The 19,818-nt window shown below is 65.1% G+C and carries 12 protein-coding genes and 1 riboswitch; of the genes, 2 read left to right on the plus strand and 10 right to left on the minus strand.

The window, feature by feature from the left end; genetic code table 11:
• Positions 1-2: 2 nt before the first annotated feature.
• Positions 3-1,109: a serine hydrolase gene (locus H6718_29910; GenBank protein MCB9589667.1), complete on the minus strand. Its 1,107-nt coding sequence runs from the start codon at positions 1,107-1,109 to the stop codon at positions 3-5.
• Positions 1,110-1,414: 305 nt separating this feature from the next.
• On the opposite strand from H6718_29910, the gene typA reads away from it, so the two are divergent.
• Positions 1,415-3,241: a translational GTPase TypA gene (gene typA, locus H6718_29915; protein MCB9589668.1), complete on the plus strand. Its 1,827-nt coding sequence runs from the start codon at positions 1,415-1,417 to the stop codon at positions 3,239-3,241.
• A gap of 47 nt (positions 3,242-3,288) precedes the next feature.
• Here typA and H6718_29920 read toward each other — a convergent pair whose 3' ends face one another.
• From H6718_29920 to thiC, 5 genes are all read right to left on the minus strand, one after another.
• Entirely contained in the window at positions 3,289-4,347 is a 1,059-nt protein-coding gene (locus tag H6718_29920) for a methyltransferase (GenBank protein MCB9589669.1), read from the minus strand.
• 25 nt (positions 4,348-4,372) lie between these two features.
• The gene (locus H6718_29925) at positions 4,373-5,656 is read right to left on the minus strand and encodes a hypothetical protein (GenBank protein MCB9589670.1); all 1,284 of its coding nucleotides are present in this window, start codon (positions 5,654-5,656) and stop codon (positions 4,373-4,375) included.
• A 3-nt stretch (positions 5,657-5,659) separates the two neighbouring features.
• On the minus strand, positions 5,660-6,232 hold the full coding sequence (locus H6718_29930) for a hypothetical protein (GenBank protein MCB9589671.1): 573 nt from the start codon (positions 6,230-6,232) through the stop codon (positions 5,660-5,662).
• A gap of 252 nt (positions 6,233-6,484) precedes the next feature.
• Entirely contained in the window at positions 6,485-7,549 is a 1,065-nt protein-coding gene (locus H6718_29935; GenBank protein MCB9589672.1) for a hypothetical protein, read from the minus strand.
• 35 nt (positions 7,550-7,584) lie between these two features.
• On the minus strand, positions 7,585-9,354 hold the full coding sequence (thiC, locus tag H6718_29940; protein MCB9589673.1) for a phosphomethylpyrimidine synthase ThiC: 1,770 nt from the start codon (positions 9,352-9,354) through the stop codon (positions 7,585-7,587).
• A gap of 103 nt (positions 9,355-9,457) precedes the next feature.
• A riboswitch (TPP riboswitch) is annotated at positions 9,458-9,575 on the minus strand.
• Between the two features lie 75 nt (positions 9,576-9,650).
• Here thiC and H6718_29945 point away from each other — a divergent pair.
• On the plus strand, positions 9,651-12,059 hold the full coding sequence (locus H6718_29945) for a M28 family peptidase (GenBank protein MCB9589674.1): 2,409 nt from the start codon (positions 9,651-9,653) through the stop codon (positions 12,057-12,059).
• A 42-nt stretch (positions 12,060-12,101) separates the two neighbouring features.
• Here H6718_29945 and H6718_29950 read toward each other — a convergent pair whose 3' ends face one another.
• From H6718_29950 to tssM, 4 genes are all read right to left on the minus strand, one after another.
• Positions 12,102-15,878 carry a tetratricopeptide repeat protein gene (locus tag H6718_29950; GenBank protein MCB9589675.1) on the minus strand — a complete coding sequence of 1,259 codons (3,777 nt, stop codon included), beginning with the start codon at positions 15,876-15,878 and terminating at the stop codon, positions 12,102-12,104.
• A 39-nt stretch (positions 15,879-15,917) separates the two neighbouring features.
• On the minus strand, positions 15,918-16,205 hold the full coding sequence (locus H6718_29955; protein MCB9589676.1) for a hypothetical protein: 288 nt from the start codon (positions 16,203-16,205) through the stop codon (positions 15,918-15,920).
• Positions 16,202-16,870, minus strand: a complete 669-nt coding sequence (locus H6718_29960; protein MCB9589677.1) for an SH3 domain-containing protein — start codon at positions 16,868-16,870, stop codon at positions 16,202-16,204. The genes H6718_29955 and H6718_29960 overlap by 4 nt, the downstream gene beginning before the upstream one ends.
• A gap of 119 nt (positions 16,871-16,989) precedes the next feature.
• On the minus strand, positions 16,990-19,815 hold the full coding sequence (tssM, locus tag H6718_29965) for a type VI secretion system membrane subunit TssM (GenBank protein MCB9589678.1): 2,826 nt from the start codon (positions 19,813-19,815) through the stop codon (positions 16,990-16,992).
• Between the last annotated feature and the right edge of the window lie 3 nt (positions 19,816-19,818).

Below are 19,818 nucleotides of genomic sequence, written 5' to 3' on the forward strand. Positions count from 1 at the left end.
ACTTAACGCGCGGGCTGCTCTAGCATTGGCACCACGAAACGTTGGGTGAGGTCGAACGGCGCCTGGGAGATCTCCGGCGGCTGGTTGTACGCGTGTCCGGTGAAGACGACCAACGCATCGAAGGCTGGCAGCGCGATGATGTATTGCCCGCCATTGCCCCGCGCCTGATACGAGTGCGCCACGCCGTCACGCACAGGCTCGAGCCACCAGAGATAGCCATACTGTGGCCCCTGGTCGGGACTGAAGATCCAGGTACTCGGGGTGAGACTCGCCTCCACGTAAGAAGCACTCAGCAGACGCTTCCCCGCGTAAACGCCTCCTCCATGCATGAGGAGGCCCAGCTTAGCGAGGCTCTCCACGGACAGCCGTAGATGGCCGCCCGAATCGGTTACTCCGTGCGGCGCTTCGGCCCACTCGGCGTCTGTGATCCCGAGCGGCTCAAAGAGCCAGGCTTCTGCTAGCTCGGGCAGCGACCGCCCCGCGACCCGGCTCACGATCTCCCCAAGCGTGACGACTCCAGAAGTACAGTAGGAGAAGCGTTCCCCGGGCTCGCGCTTCGCCGGGATAGCGAAGAAGAAGTCGAGCCAATCGGCACTCAGATACATGCGCTCTTCATTGCCCGGCGAGGCTGCCCAGTCGTCGCAGTCGAGTCCGCTACTCATGGTGAGCAAGTCGCCGACGCGCATGGGCTGGTAGTCCCGCCAGGACGGATGCGCACTTTGCTCCGGGAAGAAGCTCTCGACGGAAGCCTGCAGATCCAACATTCCACGGTCCGTCGCAGCGCCGACCAACATGCTGGTGATCGACTTGGTCGCCGACCTCAGATCGTGCAGCGACCGCCGGGCGTGTCCCGGCGCGTAGTACTCCGCGACCACGGCGCCTCGATGCACGAGCAGCATCGCGTCGATCGGTAGCCGCCGATCTTCGAGGTCACGCAGCGCCGCGTCCCAGTACGCCCTATCAAGACCACCGTCTTCCAGTGAGCTGGTCGGCAAGCGCTCCGGTGATGACTCAGCCGCGTCGTCCGCAGCACCACAACTGCTCAGCGCACACAACACGACGATCAAGCACGCGCGCATGAAGCCGCTCGAGTCGTTTCCGCGCTGCAACCCAAGACGGGGATGTACTGGAAGCGCGCGCGTAGCTCGCGTAGTTCGAGAAACCACCTGGGGCCGAGACGTCGTCGGTTCGGCCACCAGCCGCGTTCGCTCCACACTACGAAGCACCATGGACTTATTGTTTTACGATAACTAGTTTCTGTCAAACAATAACTTCGCCGCCGAGATCGTGCTGTCTCGAAGCAGCGCGCCTCACCCCCAAAAATTCGTGCTTGGCACGCAGCGGCAACAATCCGGCTTTCTCCTGGCGTGACCCAGGGGGGGCATGGCATAGCGCGTCGCCCTCGAGGAACGTCATGCCCCTTCATCCCCGCGAAAAGCTCCGAAACATCGCCATCATCGCCCACGTCGATCACGGCAAGACCACGTTGGTCGACGCCATGCTGCGACAGACGGGCGTCTTCCGCGTCAACGAGGCGCTCACCGACCGCGTCATGGACTCGAACGACCTCGAGCGCGAACGCGGCATCACGATCTTGGCGAAGAACGCCAGCGTTCGTTACGGCGACTACAAGATCAACATCATCGATACCCCCGGCCACGCCGACTTCGGTGGTGAGGTGGAGCGCACGCTGCGGCTCGCCGACGGCGCGCTGCTCTTGGTGGACGCCGCCGAAGGCCCGCTGCCCCAGACGCGCTTCGTGCTCGGCAAGGCGATCGAGCTCGGCATGCCGATCATCCTGGTGATCAACAAGATCGACCGCCAGGACGCGCGCCCCGAAGCGGTGCTCGATGAGGCTTTCGACCTGTTCTGCGATCTCGACGCCAGCGACGACCAGGCCGCTTTCCCGGTGCTCTACGCGATCGGCAAGGATGGCGTCGCGAAGAAGGAGCTCGAAGACGAGCTCGTCGACCTGGAGCCGCTGTTCAAGACCATCCTCGACGTCGTGCCTTCGCCGAAGGGTGACGTGGAGGAGCCGGTGCGCATCCTCGTCAACAACATCGTTCACGACGAGTACGTCGGGCGCCTGGCGCTCGGCCGCATCGAACGCGGCAAGCTTGCCGTGGGGCACCGCCTGAAGTGCGTGGGTGAGTCGAGCACCGAAGAAGAGAAGGTCGGCACGCTGTTCGGCTTCGAAGGCCTGCAGCGCGTGAAGATCGACGAGGCAGGCGCCGGTGACATCGTCGCTGTCGCAGGTTTCGACGAAGTGCAAATCGGCGACACCCTGTGTGACCCGAACAAGGTCGACGCGCTGCCTCGCATCCGCGTCGAGGAGCCGACGATCAAGATCACGTTCTGCGTCTCCACTTCGCCCTTCGCCGGCAAGGTCGGCAAGTGGGTCACCTCGCGTCACATCCGCGAGCGCCTGATGAAGGAGAGCAAGCGCAACATCGCCCTGCGCGTCGAGCCGACGGCGGAGCCCGACGTCTTCACTGTGTACGGCCGTGGCGAGCTGATGCTCGCGGTGCTCGCTGAGACGATGCGCCGCGAGGGCTTCGAGTTCTGCATGGGCATGCCCGAAGTCGTCGTGCGTGAGATCGACGGCGTGAAGTCGGAGCCGATGGAGCGCGTCGTGGTGGACGTCCCGGAGGAGTACGTCGGCGCCGTGACCACCCGCCTGGGTGAGCGCAAGGGCATCATGACCAAGATGAACAACCTGGGTCATGGCCGCGCGCGCATCGAGTACCGCATTCCTTCTCGTGGCTTGATTGGCTTCCGCTCCTCCTTCCTTACGGAAACGCGTGGCACGGGCCTCTTGAACACCCTGTTCGACGGCTGGGAGCCCTACTCCGGTCCGATGCTGCGTCGCCCTTGCGGCGCCATCGTTTCCGACCGCGCTGGCACGGCGACGCCTTACGCCCTGTTCCACCTCGACCCTCGCGGCATCCTCTTCGTGCCGCCGGGCACCGACGTGTACGAGGGCATGATCATCGGCGAGCACAATCGCAACAACGACCTCGACGTGAACGTCACCCGCGAGAAGAAGCTCACGAACATTCGCGCCTCTGGCCGCGACGAGAACGTCGTCCTCGCCCCGCCGCGCGTGATGGGCATCGAAGAGGCCCTCGAGTGGGTCGACCGCGACGAGCTGGTGGAGATCACTCCCGACGCTGTCCGCGTGCGCAAGCGCATCCTTGCGTGCAACCGTCGCCCCAAGCGCGACGACGACCGCGCGGCTTGAGACGGCCTCTCAGCGCCGCCTGAGTGTCTTCGAACCAGGGGTGCGGCTCAGCGCTTGGAGCCGCACCACACCTGAAACGCATTGGTCTCGAGCAGAACCCGGCTGTTCTTGAAGGTGTCGTTGAACAACGTGCCCGCGCCGACGCTCTTCTGCACCACGCAGACCAAGACGCCGCTCACCGTGAGGTGAGCCGCAGCGCCTTGCACCAGCTCGTGGAGCACACCCATGTCTTCCTCGGTTCCGCGGTGAATCGGCGGGTTGCTCACGATGGCGTCGTAGCGTTCGCTCTTCGGCAGGTTCTTCCAGGCGTCGCTCAGGTAGCTCTTCGCGTCTGGCAGGTTCTGCTTCGCGGCTTCTAGGCTTGGGGCATCCACCTCGAGCAAGGATAGCTCCGCCTCTGGCCAGCGGCGCTTGGCCCACACGCCAACCACGCCAACACCAGCGCAGAAGTCGAGCACTTGCTTGCGCGGCTTCAGCTCTTCCAGGCCGCGCAGCAAGATCTCGGTGCCGGAATCGAGCCGGCCCCGAGCAAACGCCCCAGGGTAGCTCGCGAGGCTAACGTTGAAGGACGAACCACCGAGAGGGAGAGTGACGTCGGAGCTCGTACGGAAGTCGTCGAAGGATAGCTTCAAGCCCTCGTTCACATCGTTTCGCACGCACTCCAGCACTCGGGCGCGGCGCTTGAGGTGCACCGTCTCCGGCTCGGTGAAAAACGCCTCCGCGATGCGTCGCGGCGCCGAGCGGATCCCCTCGTCGTTGGCGCCGTAGACCCACAGCTTGCCGCCGGTCTTGATCCGCGAGGCAACGGCATGCAACGCAAAGTCAAAGCTCGGCCAGTCGCGCCCCAGGCGCACGACCGCCGCGGCGACCTCGCCCGCTTCTGGCCACGGCAAGGCACGCCGTCCATCCAGCGCGCGGCGGTTCCAGCGCCGCAGCTCCACACCCTCCGCGGTGAGCGCCTCAGCGACCAGGTCCGTGTCGTCGTCCACGACCAGTACCGCACCCTCACCGGCGTCGACTTCACCGATCAGGTGCTCGATCGCCACGCCGGCGATCACTGGATCGCGGTTCGCCAAGTTGCCGAGTCGTGCTTTGCGCTTCGCCACGGCGGGGTCTTAGCAAAAGCTCGCGTCAGTTGCAGTCGGGTTGAGCCGTGCAGGCTTGTTGCTGTTCGGGGCAGTTTGCTGCCACGCACTCCAAGCAGCCGAGGCTGGTGCTCGCGAGGGCCACCACACCGGCAAGCCCCGGCGCGACTTCACACGCCGACTCGCAGTGGGTCGCGCGGCACAGCGCGAGATCACGATAGGCCACGGGCGCGAGCTCGCAGCCTTGATTCCAGCAGCCCTGGAGCGCCGGCCCGAAGCCCGCAAGCCCCGCAGCCCACGCGCTGCTGATGCACTGCTCGATGCTCTGACAGCCAAAGCCGCCTGCCCCAACCACGCCCGACGTCGGCGAACCACACCACTCGTAGGGCGGTGGCAGGCGCTTCCCGTCCACGCCCGCGTAGCCGAGGGTCAGCGAACACATCTCATTCTCCACCGCGGACAGGCCCTGGTAGTAGGCGCGGTCTTCGTCATTCCGGTAGTCGCAGGCGAAGCGCACGCGACTGCCGCCGGGGATCTGCACGTTGGGCGCGAAGCTCTGCGTCGCCGAGTCCCAGTCCTGAGTCTCGAGCAAATCGCGGCGCGAACCGTCGGGGTCGATGATCCACGCCTGGAAGTTCGTGCCCCGCTGGTGCATATGACCGTGCCCGAAAGCCAGCTCGATATCCGCAGGGATATCACACTGCATTTCAGCGCGCCCCTCCCCCCGAGCCGGCACGTAGATCGCCCAGTCGTAGAAATGCAGCATGCCCGCCTCGCGCGTCGCCTGAGGCTCGGCAGCGAACACGTCGAGCTGAGCGTGGGCGTGCACCGCGTCGACCCCGGTGTTCACCACGTGTTGCTCCATCAACACCACCGCGCCACCAGGCAAGGTGAGCGAGGAGTCTTCAGGAAAGGCAACGCTGGCTCCCCCTGGTTGTCCTCCGTACAAGATGCCCGGCGCGACGAGCTTGCTCGGAGAGTCTCCCTCGCAGTCGTGGATGATGCCTTCGACCGGTATTTGATCGGGGGTGAGGTACGTTGGGAAGAGCAGCAAGTGATGGGTGCGGTCGCTCAGCGCGTGCTGAAAGCGCGCCACCGCGAGGCCCCCTTCGGGCACCACGAAATAGCGGCACACCGTCTCTTCGTCGCCCGCGGCGACGTCCGCCTCGAGCTCGAGGCTCCATGCCGGCGCTGGTCCCGCATCCACTCCAGCATCAGGCACCGGGTCCTGCTGGGGCGCCGCCTCGTCGCCATCACATCCCCACGGAACCAATAGCGCGAGGAGTAGCGGCGCCTGCCAAGCCACCTTGCGTGACAGGCGCGAAGCCATGACTCAGGTTCCGCTACTACCCGCGGCGCCACCGGTGGCCGCACCACCCGTACCGCTGCCACCTGTCGCCGCGCCGCCAGTCGCTGCGCCACCGGTGCCGGCTCCGCCGGTGGCGGTACCGCCGGTGCCACCAGAGGTCATGCCTCCAGCTCCCGCGCCACCGCTACCACCGGCGCCGCCCGCGGTACCGCCAGCGCCCCCAGCACCGCCCGCCGCGCCACCTGATCCGCCGCTGCCGGCGTTGCCCGTATTGCCGCTGCCACCATTGCCGCCGTTGGCGGCCCCAGCACTCCCGCCGTTACCAGCGTTACCTCCAGAGCCGCAGCTGCGCTCGTAGCCGTCGGGACAGAACTTACCCGTCTCACAGATGGCCGGCACCGTCTCGCCCGTTGCGCAGTCAGTGCAAAAGTAGCCGAGGCAGCTCTCGTTCGAGCTACTCCCGCCGTTCGCGATGCTTCCGGCATTGCCGCCGTTCTCACCAGGCGATGCACCCTCACCCACATCACCAGTGCAAGCAGCGAATAACGCGCCCGAAAGCACCAAGCCCAAGACTCCAACCCAAGTGCGACTCAACACGCCTGAAGCTTACACCGACTAGCGCCGGCCTGCGTAGCGTGCCGCGCAGCCAACTGCTCGGTTTCCCTCGACCTTTCGCCGCGATCTGTGGGGATTTCGCCCCGTTTCAGCGTCCGAATCGGGCGCTAGCCCCCATATCTTCCAGCTGCGACGGCGCATTTCCATATGAGTGTGCGCCCACACGAGGTGCGGCAGTGTCCTACACCGCCAGCCTCCCGCTAGTCGTTTCAGCGCGGAAGCGAGATCGCTAGATTACTGCTTCGCGAAGCGCCAAATCGGTTGAGCGCTGCCTTCACTCACCGTGAAGTAGGCGCCGCCATCGGCGGCGAAGGCCACCGCTTCGCCTTGGCCCTCCGCGGCTTGAGGCACCTCGCAAGGCGAGGCCTTGAGAGCATCGGCGACGCTGACACCTGAGTTGCGCAGGTAGAGGTGCACCGCGCCGTAGGTGCGGAGCGCGATGTAGCGACCATCGGGGCTGATGTCGCCGCCGGTCACCAGCTGGGTCATCACGCCACTGGCGTCGCCTTCGTAGGTCAGCGTCGTGCGACCCACGGTATGCGGCGCCGGCGCCCGATAGATCCCCGAGGAGACGAGACCCTTGGTGACGATGATCAAATCGCCGTTCAGCGGATCGCTGAGCAGCGTCTCTGCGTTGTGGGCGCCATCGGGGTACTCGAACTCCAGCGCCTCGGCGCCGCTCACGTCTTGAGTGCCGCCGCTAGCAGCAGCTGGCTCTGCCACACGGTACACCCGCACGAAGGCGCGCTGCGCGTTGTTGTCGCCGATATCCGCAAGGTAAAGGTAGTCGGTGCCTGCCGTGGGTCCCGGGCCAAGGGCTATGTCCTCCCAATCGGTGGCGCTTGCACCCGTCAGGTTGAAGACGCCGAGATCCGTGCCGTCGCTTTTCAGTGCGAACACGCGAGCGGAGTCGCCGGAGTCGTTGTGCAGCCAGAAGACGTCGCTTTGCTTGCGGCTGGCGACGAGGCCTGAGGCTTCCGTCACTTGAGCGTTGGCGACATTGCCGACGGTGACTCCGTCCGCGAACGTCGGGCAGCTCAAGGTGCCTCCGCTCCCGCCGCTCGCAGTACCACCGCTCGCAGTGCCTCCGCTCGCAGTGCCGCCATTGGCAGTACCGCCAGCCGCGGCGCCTCCCTCACCCCCAACTGCGCCGGATCCGGCGTTGCCTGACCCCGCGCTGCCCCCATTTGCGTTGCTCCCGCCTGACCCCCCGCCGGACTCATCGGAGGAGCAACCTACGAGGGAACCAGCGGAAGACAGCGTGAAGGCCACAGCGAGGACGAGACGGGAGACGCGCATGGGGGTGTCCTATTTCAACTCTGGGCTGCCGTGCGCTACGCGCGGGCGTCCGGTTGCTTGGTGCGCAGCTGAACCAGCTTTTCCTCCTGGATTTGTTGCGCAGAATTCGGATCGACGTAATCGGAGTGACACGAGGCCTTCGATTCCTCCGCGCCCACAGCGCGCTTGGTCTTGGAAGCCAGCTTGTGGATCTCCTCAGGACTCAGCACGCCGCGCTTCTCGAGGATCTCTTTCTGGTCCGCGGTGAGCGCCGCGGACTTCAGCACCCGCTCGCGCTGGTAGCCGTCCGCTTTTCCGGAGGCGAACTCGGCGATCTCCTTGGAGATGCGCACGGAGCACCAGTCGTGACCGCACATCGCGCAGAAGTCCGTGTCCACGTCGAGGTCTTCGTCGTGGAACGCGCGCGCGGTGTCGGAGTCGAAGGCGAGGTCGAAGTGCTTCTCCCAGTTGAGCGCGGCCCGCGCCTTGGTGAGATCATCGTCCCAGTCGCGGCTCGCGGGGATCCCCAGGGCAACGTCTGCGGCGTGAGCTGCGATCTTGTAGGCGATGCAGCCCTGCTTCACGTCGTCCTTCTTCGGTAGGCCGAGGTGCTCCTTGGGCGTGACGTAGCAGAGCATCGCCGCACCGTGGTAGCCCGCGGCGGTTGCGCCGATGCAGCTCGTGATGTGGTCGTAGCCGGGGAACACGTCGGTCACGAGCGGCCCCAGCACGTAGAAGGGCGCGCCGTGACACAGGCGGCGCTGGAGCTTCATGTTGTACTCGATCTGATCGAAGGGCACGTGACCGGGGCCTTCGACCATCACCTGGCAGCCCTTGCGCCACGCCTTCTCCGTGAGCTCGCCGAGGGTCGCGAGCTCCGAGAGCTGCGCCTCATCGGTCGCGTCTGCCAAGCCGCCGGGGCGCAGGCCGTCACCCAACGAGAACGAGACGTCGTACTCGCGCATGATGTCGCAGATCTCGTCGAAGTGCGTGTACATCGGGTTCTCTTTGCCGTGCACCAGCATCCACTTCGCGAGCAGCGAGCCGCCGCGACTCACGATGCCGATCACGCGCTTCTGCACGAGAGGCAAGTGCGCGCGCATCACGCCCGCGTGGATCGTGAAGTAGTCGACGCCCTGCTTCGCCTGATGAAGCAGCGTCTCCATGATGATCTTCTCCGTCAGATCTTCGATCTTGCGGCCAAGGATCATCGAGTAGATCGGCACGGTGCCGATCGGCACGCGTGCGTTGCGAATAATCGCGTCACGGCAGGCGTCGAGGTCGCCACCGGTGGAGAGATCCATCACGGTGTCCGCGCCCCAGCGCTCCGCCCAGCGCAGCTTCTCCACCTCTTGCTCGGTGCCAGAGGAGATCGGCGACGCGCCCATATTCGCGTTCACCTTCGTCTTCGAAGCGCGACCGATGCTCATCGGGTCGAGCTGGTAACCAAGGTGCACCTTGTTGGCGGGGAGGATCAGCCGCCCAGCGGCGACTTCGACTCGCACCTGCTCGGGTGTCAGGTGCGGCTCCCGCGCGGAAACGCGCTTCATCTCGGGGGTGATGGTGCCAAGGCGCGCGTGCTCGAGCTGCGTCACTGGGGTGAAGCCAGCGGGCGCGACCCAGGTGTCGCCGTGCTTCGACCAACCGCTGGGCATGAAGTCCCACGCCGTCTTGTCGCTGGGCGCGGGCATGCCGGGCGTGTCCGGGGACGAAAACGTCAACGGGCCACCGATGTCAGCGCGGTTCGCGAATGAGCCGGGAGTCGTTCCCTCGGCGGTGCTGGACGGGTTGTGGGCGCCGCGCAACGGCAGGCTGTGGTCGGTCATCTGGTTCTTCCTCTTTGCTTCCACGCACTGCGCGGCCTGGTTGGCCTGCACTGCTTTGAAGAGCTGCAGTGCTGCTCGCGGTCGATCACCGTCGAGGAGAAAGAGAGGAGAACTGTCGCTTCCCTACGCCGGTGCAAACCGGATCAGGTTCGACGGGTCCTTCTCAGCAGCCTTCGCGGGGCGTTTTTCGCCTCGCTGGGGCTGCGCCCCGAGCAACGGCGGCCAATGTAACGCTTGGTGAGCCTTCCGGGTAGGCGATTCGCCACTTTGCCTGAGTTCTGACGTAGTTTCTGCGGGTGCGGCCGAATGTCGACTCACCTCCGCAGCCTGCAAGGGCCTGGACCTGGCGGGCTGCGCTGCGCATGGTGCTGTGCTTAGCGCTGAGCCTGATCGCGCTTGGGCTCTGCCTGGGCGCGTCGGCGCCGCCTACGCCAGTCAGCCGCAGCGCAGGTCCATCAGAACTCTCCGCTGAGCGCGCGGCAGAGACCCTCGATCTGCTCCTCGGCCCCCGTCCCCACTCCGTCGCGAGCGATAGCAACCTAAGAGTGCGCAACCGTATCCTCCGGGAACTGCGCCGCCTGGGCTACGCCCCCAAGCTACAGCACGCTTTGAGCTGTCACCCGGGCCTTTGCGCGGAGGTCGACAACATCTTCTTCGGCGTGCCAGGGACCCATCCGGACGCCGGCACCATCCTGCTCGCAGCGCACTACGACTCCGTGCCCGCCGCCCAGGGCGCCGCGGACGACGGTATCGGCACGGCGACCCTGATCGAGTTCGCCCGCGCGCTCAAGCACCGCCCGCCGACCAAGCAGAGCTTGCTCTTCCTCTTCACCGACGGCGAAGAGGCTGGGCTCCTGGGCATGCGCGCGTTCGTCGGCCATCCAGATTTCCACTCGGTAACGTACGTGCTCAACTTCGAGGCGCGGGGCAATCGCGGCCCGATGCTGCTGTTCGAGACCGGAAACGGGGATGCCCCGCTCGTCGCCGCGTTTGGTCGCCACGCCTCACGCCCTTTAACGAGCTCGCTCTTCCAGAGCGTGTATCGCGAGCTACCGAACGACACGGACTTCAGCGTCGCCCTACGAACCGGCAGGCGCGGGCTGAACTTCGCATGCATCGGCGGCATGGAGCACTACCACACCGCCTACGACGACCTCGAGCACCTGAACATCGGGACGCTGCAGCACAGCCTAGACAACCTAGACGCTTCGCTCACAGGCATCGACGCGCTAGCAGGCACCCCCGCGGCCGCACCGGTTGAAAGCGAGCCAAACTACTTCGATCTGCTAGGCAGCAGGATTGTCTTCATTCCGACCTGGTTCGGCTATCTGGCAACGCTGCTGGGGCTGTTACTTCCGTGCGGCATTGCCGCTTGGCAACGCTCGACGCTGCGCTGGCGTGCCCTCTTCGGCTCTCTCGGGTTGACTCTGTGTGGCCTCCTCGTCAGTGTGCTCTTGAACGCCGCCTTCGGCCTGTTGCTGCACTGGGCGGGCCGCGCACCAGCGCCATGGGTGGCCCACGGCGGCTATGTCGTCGTCACGGCCGCCGGGCTCGGCCTCTCTTGGCTGTTCTGGCAAGCTGGCCTGAATCGCGGCGACCGCGAACCCGCCAGTCTCGAGCCTCTGCCAAGCCTCGAACAGCTCATTCCGATCGGATTGCTGTTTGGTCTGCTGGGGCTCGCCCTGCTCGGTGCGCTGCCAGGTGCTGCGTATTTGGCTTACCTACCGGGCCTCGGCCTAGCGTTGCTCAGCACCGCCACCGCCTGCGTTCGCCAGCATCAACGGCGGAGCGGTAACAAAAGCGGCAGCAAGCTCGCGTGGCTGGTTTGGGGGGGAGGAGCAGCCATCGCTTTCTGCGTGGCAATTGCGTGGTTTCCCGTGCTGACTCAGCTGTATGCCGCCCTCGGCTTGATCGCGCTACCCGCAATGGGCGCGCTGTGGCTGCTTTGGGGGATCAGCCTGTTGCCGCTGATGCCCGCCCAGAGCCGCCGCCTGCTGCCTTGGGCGCTGCTCCTCTGCTGCAGCATCGGCGGCATCACACTCCTGCAAGAGCCTTACACGCACGAGGTGCCACAGCGCGCATCCGTGGGTGTCGTCTACGACGCCACCCAGCAGACGGGTCGCGTGCTCGTCGACACCAGCTACGGTGATGTACCTCCCAAGCTCCGAGAGGTCCTGAAGCTCGATACCCCCGCCGGCCCTAGCTTCCCCTGGCTGGGCGGCTGGCGAGATCTCAGCGAGAGCGGGCCGAGTGACTGGAAGAGCCCCATCCGCTCCAACCTGGTCACCCGAAAGCGCCAGGCGTTTCCCGACGGAATTCACTTCGAGTTGGACTGGCGACGCCAGCTCTGGGCCGAGGCCGTCAGCCTGAGCCTGCCCCACGACACTCCTGCAGAGCTGAGCTACATGCTGAACGGTGGCGAACCCCAACTCGCCACGCCAAAGTTTGTTCAAGGAGCGAGCGACCCGACCAAGAGCATGCCCACGAACTGGAAGCGCTGGGCACTCGTCGGTAACCCTCGCGCTCCGCTACGGGTACTGCTCAAGGTACCGGCGCAGCCGGCCAAGCTACAGGTGCTGGTTTGCGAACATCGCTTCAATCTGCCAGACGACGTCGCCCGAGACGTTGAGGCCAATCGACCGAGCAACGCCGTGCCGTCCCAGTTTGGCGACAACTCGGCCATTTGCCACACGGAAACACTTTAGCCGACCTACCCTCGCTGAGCGGAAGCAAACCGCGCCAGAGGCTCAGAGCGGCTGCGAGAGGGCGCGCTCGAGCTCTGCGGCACGCCCCGGGTCGATGCTCCCCAGCGTGTACTGCTGCTGCTGAGCCGCCGCCATGTTGCCTGCACGCGCGAAGCACAGCGCCAGCTCGAACAACACATCCGGGTTCCGCGGCGAGAGCCGCAGGGCGTGCTGATACGGCGCGACTGCCTCGGTGTAGTAGCCAAGACGCGCCAAGGTGCTAGCCAGCTTGAGCTGTGCTTGGAGATCGTTCGGCCTGAGCAGCGCCACCTGCCGCAGCGCTGCCACCGCCTCGTCCAGGCGCCCCAGCTGAAGCAAGATGCGGCTGGTGTTCGCGTAGATGTCGGGATCCTCGAGGCCAAGCTCCAGGGTGGCCTGGTAGGCAGCCAGCGCCTCGTCGAGGCGCCCCACGCGCATGTAGACGAAGGCCAGAGACGCACGCAGCACGCCGTCGTTTGGCGAAGACTCCACCGCCGCCTCGAGCTCCCGGGTGGCCTCCACGTCGCGTCCGAGATGAGTCAGCGCGAGCCCGAGGCCGGTGCGCGCTGCGACCAGGCTCGGATCGATGGATATTGCCTTGCGGAAACTGTCGATGGCCTCGGAGTGTCGCCCTTGAGCGCTGAGCAGCGCCGCGCGCTGGCGAACATAGTCCGCGTTGTCCGGATCGAGGGCGCACGCCTGGTCCACGCTACCAAGGGCGGCCGCAGGGTCACCGAGTGCGGTCTGTGCCCGCGCCAGATCGAAGAGGATCAGGGCGTTGTTCCCGTCCAGCTTGCTCGCTTGATCCAAGCGGATCTTTGCTTCGGGAGCGCGGCCGCCCTTGAGCAAGCAACGCCCCAACGCGTACACCAGCCTCGGGTCCTGCCCGCTCCGCTCGACGAGCTGCTGGTAGGCGCTGATCGCTTGATCGAGGCGGCCGGTGCGTTCGCTGGCCTCGGCCAACAGCTCTTGAGCTTCGACATCCGCGGGGTTCTGGTTCAGGGCGGTGCGCGCCTCATTGCCCACGTCATCCCAGCGTGAAACCTCGCGATAGGCGCGCGCCAACTTGACGTGGCCGCGAGCGTTGCCGGGCTCAGCCGCAGCGACCCGTTCGAGCCAGGTGATCGCCTGCTGATGTTTCCCCTCGGAGACAAGCAAGTCGGCGATCTTTGCCGGGATACCTGGGAGAGTCGGGTCCACACCGAACGCCCCCTCGAACGCCTCGATGGCGCCGGCGGTGCGCTTCGCGTCCAGGCGCGCCTCGGCCAGCTGGAGCCGCAGCGGCGCGACGCTCGGAGCAAGGCGCACCAGCTCCTCGAGCTGCTCGATGTGTTCGTCCTTGCGCCCAGTGCGCTCATAGGCCGAGGACAGCTGGGCTCTCAGCACGCGGCTCTCGGGTTCACCCTTCAGCGCCGTGCGCAGGGGCAGGATCGCCTCTTCGAAGCGCCCCCCCCGAATCAGCAAGCCGCCGAGTTCACCGAACAGCGCGAACTCCTCTGGCGCCGCCTGGGTCGCCAGGGTCAGCTCGGAGATCGCCTCATTGAGGCGGTCGAGCGCGACGTAGTTCCGCGCGAGACCTTGGCGAGACTTCACGTCATCCGGCGCAATGCCAAGCAGCTGCTTGCGCGCCTGCATGGCGCTGCGATGGTCGCCGAGCTGTTCGAAGCATGCGGCGGCCTGTCGGAAGGCGTCGGCAAAGTCGGGTATCAAGCGCGTTGCCTGACGGAAATGATTCGCTGCCTCCTGGGTGCGTCCCAGAGTCATCAGCGCCGAGCCCATCTCGAACTGCGCCTGGCCATCGTCGGGCCTCTGCGCGACGACCTGCGCGAGGTTTTGTGCGGCGTCCGCGGCATTACCGGAGAAGCGCAGGAGCTTTCCTAGGTCGAAGCGGATGCCCACTTCGTGCGGGTGTTGTTGCAGAACCGCGGAGAGAGTCTCGATGGCTTCGCGAGTGCGCCCCAGGTCCTTCAAGGAGCCGCCGAGGTGGCGGGCCACTTCAGCGTTGTCCGGCTGAACCCATTGCACCTTCTCGAAGCACTCCACTGCCTCGGCGTGTCTTCCGCTGCTGGCATGTACCTGGCCCAGGGCGAGCAACAGATCCGGGTTGTTGGGGTCCACCTTCAGACCGCGGCGTAGCGTCAGCTCCGCGCCATCGGTGTCTCCAATCGCGACCTGAGCGAGGGCGAGCTGCGCGATGGTGGTGACATCCTCTGGTCGCTGAGACGCTGTCTTCTTCAGGGTGTCGATGGCCTGGTTGGTCTCACCCAACACGCGCTGGGAAGTGCCGAGGTACCCGAGCACGTCCAAGTCCTCGGGCTTGACCTCCAACGCGCGCTGAAAGTGCTCAACGGCAACGGGGTGTTCGCCCAGCTTCTGATAGGAGAGCCCTAGCGCCACGCGCACATCGAAGTTCGTTGGTTGGAGTTGCGCCGCTGCCTCCAAGGCGCGGATGGCTTCGCGATGGCGCTCCAGCGAACGAAACACCTCACCGAGGCGCTGATGCGCAACGGCTAGCTCCGGGCGGAGCTCACAAGCGCGCTGCAGGGGCTCGAGCGCCTCCGCATAACGAGCAAAGCCTTGGAGGATGGTGCCCATCTGCAACAGCGCGTCGGGGTTCTCCGGACGCACCTTCACCGAACGCCGGTAGGCGTCCAAGGCCTTGTCGAGGTTGCCTTCGGCTTGCTGCTGGTTCGCGAACGTATCGAGCACGTCGGGGTCCGACGGATTGATCTCGATGGCGCGTTCGAGCGCCTTGGTCGCCTCCTCGCGGCGATTCAGCTTCGAGTACGACACGCCAAGATTCGCCCAGGCGTAGCCCGATCGCGGGTCGATGGTGGTCGCCTGCTCGAGCTCCGCCGCAGCCTCGATGTACTTGGCCAGGGAGTTGTAAGCGGCGCCCAGCCCAGCATGCGCGAGCCCGTTTGGGGTCTCGCTGTGCTTCTGTGCGTGCTCGAACGCGGCGACGGCTTGCTCTGCCTCCCGCAAGCGGAGCAACACCTGGCCGTGCTCCACCGCGAGATCTGGATCCTTAGGGCTCAACGCACGAGCGCGTTCGTAGGCGCTCTTGGCTTGATCGTCCCGCCCCAGCTCGCGACATATCCGCGCGGCTTCGTTCGCTGCCTCGACGTGGGAGGCCTCCAGCCGCAGCACGCGCTCGAAGGCGTCCAGTGCTTCGTCGGACCGATTCAGCGCGCGCAAGCTCCGCCCGCTCTGCTCCCAGACCTCCACGCTGTCGTGCTTCAAGCCGAGGGCACGCTGCATCAAGGAGTAGAGCTCCTCGTTGCGCTTCAAGGCTGCAAACGAGCGCCCCAGCTCGAGCATCAGCTCGAAGTCAGGTTGAGCGTTCAGGGCGCCTTCGTAAGCGAGCACTGCGAGGTCGTGCTGTTCAAGCTTGGCGCGCAAGCGTGCCGCGGCGACCAAGAGATCGTTTCTTTGCGGATTCAGCCGGATGGCCTTGTCATAGGCTTCCACCGCGCGGTCGTTTTCTCCGCGCGCCGACGCCGTCTCCGCGAGCATGACGTAGCCGTCGAAGAAGTCGGGCTGGTGCTTGGTGCTCTCGCCGAACGCGTTGGCCGCCTCCTCGGTGTTGCCCAGCTCCCGCGCCACCAAACCGAGCTGGTAGTGGGCTTCGGAGTTGTCCGGCTTGTTTTTGATAGAACGTCGGAACGCGTCAGCCGCCTCCGCGGGGCGACCCATGCGTGCCAGCGTGCGGCCCAAATGGAACCGCTTCCAAGGATCGTTCGGATGCAGCAAGAGCTGCGTCTTGAGTCGATCCAGCGTCTCCTCGAGTTGTTCGCTCATCTTCCCCGGGCAGAGCAGCCTACCCGAGTTGACTAGGGACTAGTGCTGAAATGGGCAGCGACCATTCGGGCAGTGGTCACGGTCGTGAAACGCGTAGCGCTCGCGTTGTCCACACCCCACGGCTTCGTAGTGTTCGTTACCCATGTAGGTCACGCGGATCGCCCGCTCGTCGCAGTTGAGATCCGCAGCAGCCTCATCCCTCACGAGCCCGGCGTTTCCCCCTCCACAGCCGAACAGCAGCCACGCGGTCAGCGGGACGAACGCCTGACGCAGCGCACCAAGAAGCCAGCGATTGACGCCCGCGGGCCGCGGACGAGGCCCTCTCACCGAAAATCGCTCCCAAAGGGACGCACGTACTTACCGTACACGAAGCCTTCGGTGCCTTTGAGCTTGCCGTCCAAGACCTGCACGAACTGCCACTTTCCAAAACGATTGATCACCTTCAGCTGGGTGCCATCGTCCAGCTTGCCGAGCAAGTTGGCTTCGCGGGCGGGTCGAGAACGCAACGCCAAGTAGGGTTCCTTGTCCGTGGCGGTTCCGAACACCTCATGCACCATCGCACGAGGACTCTGAAAGAAGCCGGGAGGCAACGTCGGCTTCTTCGCTGCAGAATCATCCGTCGCGACCGCTGCCTCTTCGGCCTTCGCCTCAGGCTCTGCCTTTTCCTTTTCGGGGGGTGAGGCGCTCTGCTCAGCGGCGGAGCTGACCGGTGCTGCAGCGGGAAGCTCGATCTTCGGCACTGGATCCTGCGGATCGAGGCTCGACTGGAACTGCGCTGGCGGCAGCCGTGGGGGCTCAGCAGCTGGCGAACGCACACCGAACCAAATCACGGCGATCGCGAGGCTGAGAGCACTGCCAACCAACGCCACGATCCCTGCGAGGTGCAGGAAGTCAGCGAGGGGACCGCGATCCGACGCAGTCATCGCCAAAAAGCGATTCAAGCGAAGGAAGGCGGGCGAACTGGGATCCGGAGGTACGACCTGAGACGACACAGCGCGTCCAGCCTTAGCCAAGATCCAGCAGTTGGCCCAAAAAGCGGATCGCGCACTGTCACTCGGCTGCTTGGGGAGACGCACGTCGCGCCTCCCCCAAATGCAGAACTCTTGAACGACTAGAAGCGCCGCGGGCGTTTGACCCCGTCACGCAGGAACGGATTCAACAACAGCGGCTCCAGCATCGGACGAGTGTACGGGTCCTGCTCATCGAGCAACTTGAGCGCGCCTCGCAGCGCGATCTCGTACTCGGGCGCCATCTCCTTCTTGCGGGCCATCGGAGAGTCCCGCTGATCCGTGAGCTTGCCCTGCAGCGCGGTCATGAAGTTGATGTACTCGGTGAGCTTCTGTGGGGTGCCGGTACCGTCAGAGTCGCGGGGCGGCGCCCCGAACTCGAGCAACGGCAAGAAAGCACTCTCCATCGGTGACAGCGGCTGTACCTCTTTCGGTCCCCCCCCGGCGCCAGAGTCCCGTAGCTTGAGCGCCATGCGCAGGCGAGTCGCGTACTGCCTCTTCTTGCGCTCCCACAGCTCCTTGCCAGCTTTGGAGAGTTCGCTCTCATCCACGTGGATACGGGCATTTTCCGCAAGGGAACGAATGAGCCGAAGGTAAGGCCACTCCGGCTCCGAAAGCGCACCGAACAGCTTGATCGACTCGTCGTCGTTCGCGGGCTTCTTGACCTCGATGTCCAGGAACAGCTCGCGCCACTGCTTCTCGTAGGTACTGAAGTAGCGATCGCGCAGCTTTTCCATGGTGTCGGCCGTCTGGGTCTCGCTGTCCTTGACCGTTTCAGCCAGCACCCAGGTCTCCGTCTCGAGCTGCACCTTCTGAGACTTCAGCACCTTCTTGATCGCGAGGTAGCCTTCCTTGGTGTAGGCACCGCTGATCTGCACGTCCTTCTTGGGTTTCACCCACTTCGCGGACTCGCCGTAGAAGAAGTCCGTCAGCTTGATTGGCGCGACGTCACGATTCGCGTCTCGCACGAGCATCGTGTAGAGGCGGTCGACCCGCGGAGCCTTCAGCATCGTCTGGCGCGAGTGATCGATCAGCTGCTTGTCATGATCCCACGGGCGCGCTTCGCCCTTCTTCATCATCTTCAGGTAGAGCTTCGCGTGGGGTAAGAGCAGCTCCGCATCTTCCTGTGGCTTGGCAGAGCGCAGCGCCTTGGCCCAGTAGCGGGAGACTTCTTTTGCCGCGAAGTCGACCTCTAGCCGCTGCGTGTCACCCATCATCAAGTACAGCTTGAGCTGATCGTACTGCTTGCTGAAGGTATCGCCCTCTGCGTCGGCGACCTTGAAAGCACGCAGCTGAGCCTCGAGCTCGGGTCGCGTAGGCACCGTGAATCCGCGATGCAGCTGCTCGATATAGATTGCTTGCACCGGCTCGAGCAAGCTGCCGCCGGCGTACATGCCCCACCGATATCCAGTGGGCGGTCCGTCGTCGTCCCAGCTCTTGAGTGTCGCGTATTCCGCGCGGAGCCGATCCAGCTTCGCCAACTTCTCGCTAAGTGGAGACGAGTCGTTCCAGTCGATGCTCGACGCAGAGCGGCCCACCGCCTCGATGCGGCTAACTAGATCCTGATTGCGCGTGTACGTGATCGCTGAGGGAATCGCGATCGCCAGCGAGACGAAGAGGCAGCTCGCCGCAAACACGATGCGAGTCAGCGTGCGGCGCCGGCGCTGGCCCTCGGTAGCCGCAGCGACATTCTGATCGGGAAACACGACGCGCTGGAACAGATCGGTGACGAAGTAACTCTTCGCCTCGACCTGCGCTACCTGCGCGCCCGGATCCGGCGGCAAGCCGAACGCCTGAGCCATACGCCCGATCATGCGCGACACCGGGTTCCCCTCCTGGGTGCCACTCGTGAAGTAGAACCCGCGGAAGATGGGCGTGCCCTGGAAGCGGTTCGGCTGGAACAGCTGTGCGACGAGGCTGCTGGTATTGTCGCGCAGAGCCTGAAATTCCACAGGGAATTCCAAGATCTTCTGTCGTCCCTGGAAGCTACGGTGCGTCTTGATCCGCCGCAGCGCATTGGCATGCAGCACGTTGACCACTTGGTCGAACTCTCGCGCGAACTCGCTCGCGGCGTCACGCTCCCCTCCGCGCAACGCGAACGTCGCGCCGAGGATCTGATCGCGCTCGCTCTTACGCATGTCGCCGAAGGTCTCGACGAAGCCACCGATCAGGTCGGTCTTGGTGAACATCAGGTAGACCGGGACCACCATCTCGAGCCGCGACATCAGCTCATCGATGCGGGTACGGAGCTGACGCGCCATGTCGGCGATTTGGTCATCGCGGGCGTCGATCAAATCGGTCACGCTGACCGCGACGAGCACGCCATTGATCGGCTTTTGGTTGCGGAAACGCTTCAGCAAGCCGAGAAAGGCAAGCCACTCGTCGCGATCGTCGGTCTCCGTGGCATAACGCCCTGCGGTGTCCAGCAGGATCGCGTCGTTCGTGAACCACCAGTCGCAGTTTCGCGTTCCGCCCACTCCTCGTAGACCACCCTCCTCGGGGTTGAACGCAAAGTTGAGTCCCGACTTCTTGAGCGCGGTGGTCTTACCGGAGCCCGGCGGTCCGATGATCATGTACCAGGGCAGGGCGTAGAGGGCCTGGCCGCCCTTGCCGCCACCGAGGCGGCTGCTCTTGAGAGAGCCGATCCCCTGCTCCATCTGTTGGCGTAGCTCGAGGATCTCGGCGCGGCGATCAGGCCGTGCGTACGCAGCTTGTTGCTCGCTCTGCTTGAGGATCTCCGCCTCGAACGCCCGCGCCGCACGCCGCGCCTTGAGTCGCCGGAGCGCGATCACGCCGCCAACGAACAGGGCCACCAAGAAGCTCGCGAGGATGCGCCAGCCAACGCCGATGTTGACGTCGAACCAGCTGGCCACCCAGCTCCCGAGCCAGATCACCGCAAGTGCGATTACGCCGAAAAACCATACCCACATAGC

It is taken from the genome of Polyangiaceae bacterium (assembly GCA_020633205.1).
Classification (GTDB): Bacteria; Myxococcota_A; Polyangia; order Polyangiales; family Polyangiaceae; genus JAHBVY01.

Bases quoted from the DNA above. Each gene is read 5' to 3' on its own strand.
- typA (MCB9589668.1), top strand. From the start codon at position 1,415: ATGCCCCTTCATCCCCGCGAAAAGCTCCGAAACATCGCCATCATCGCC.
- H6718_29925 (MCB9589670.1), bottom strand. From the start codon at position 5,656: ATGGCTTCGCGCCTGTCACGCAAGGTGGCTTGGCAGGCGCCGCTACTC.
- H6718_29935 (MCB9589672.1), bottom strand. From the start codon at position 7,549: ATGCGCGTCTCCCGTCTCGTCCTCGCTGTGGCCTTCACGCTGTCTTCC.
- thiC (MCB9589673.1), bottom strand. From the start codon at position 9,354: ATGACCGACCACAGCCTGCCGTTGCGCGGCGCCCACAACCCGTCCAGC.
- H6718_29950 (MCB9589675.1), bottom strand. From the start codon at position 15,878: ATGAGCGAACAACTCGAGGAGACGCTGGATCGACTCAAGACGCAGCTC.
- tssM (MCB9589678.1), bottom strand. From the start codon at position 19,815: ATGTGGGTATGGTTTTTCGGCGTAATCGCACTTGCGGTGATCTGGCTC.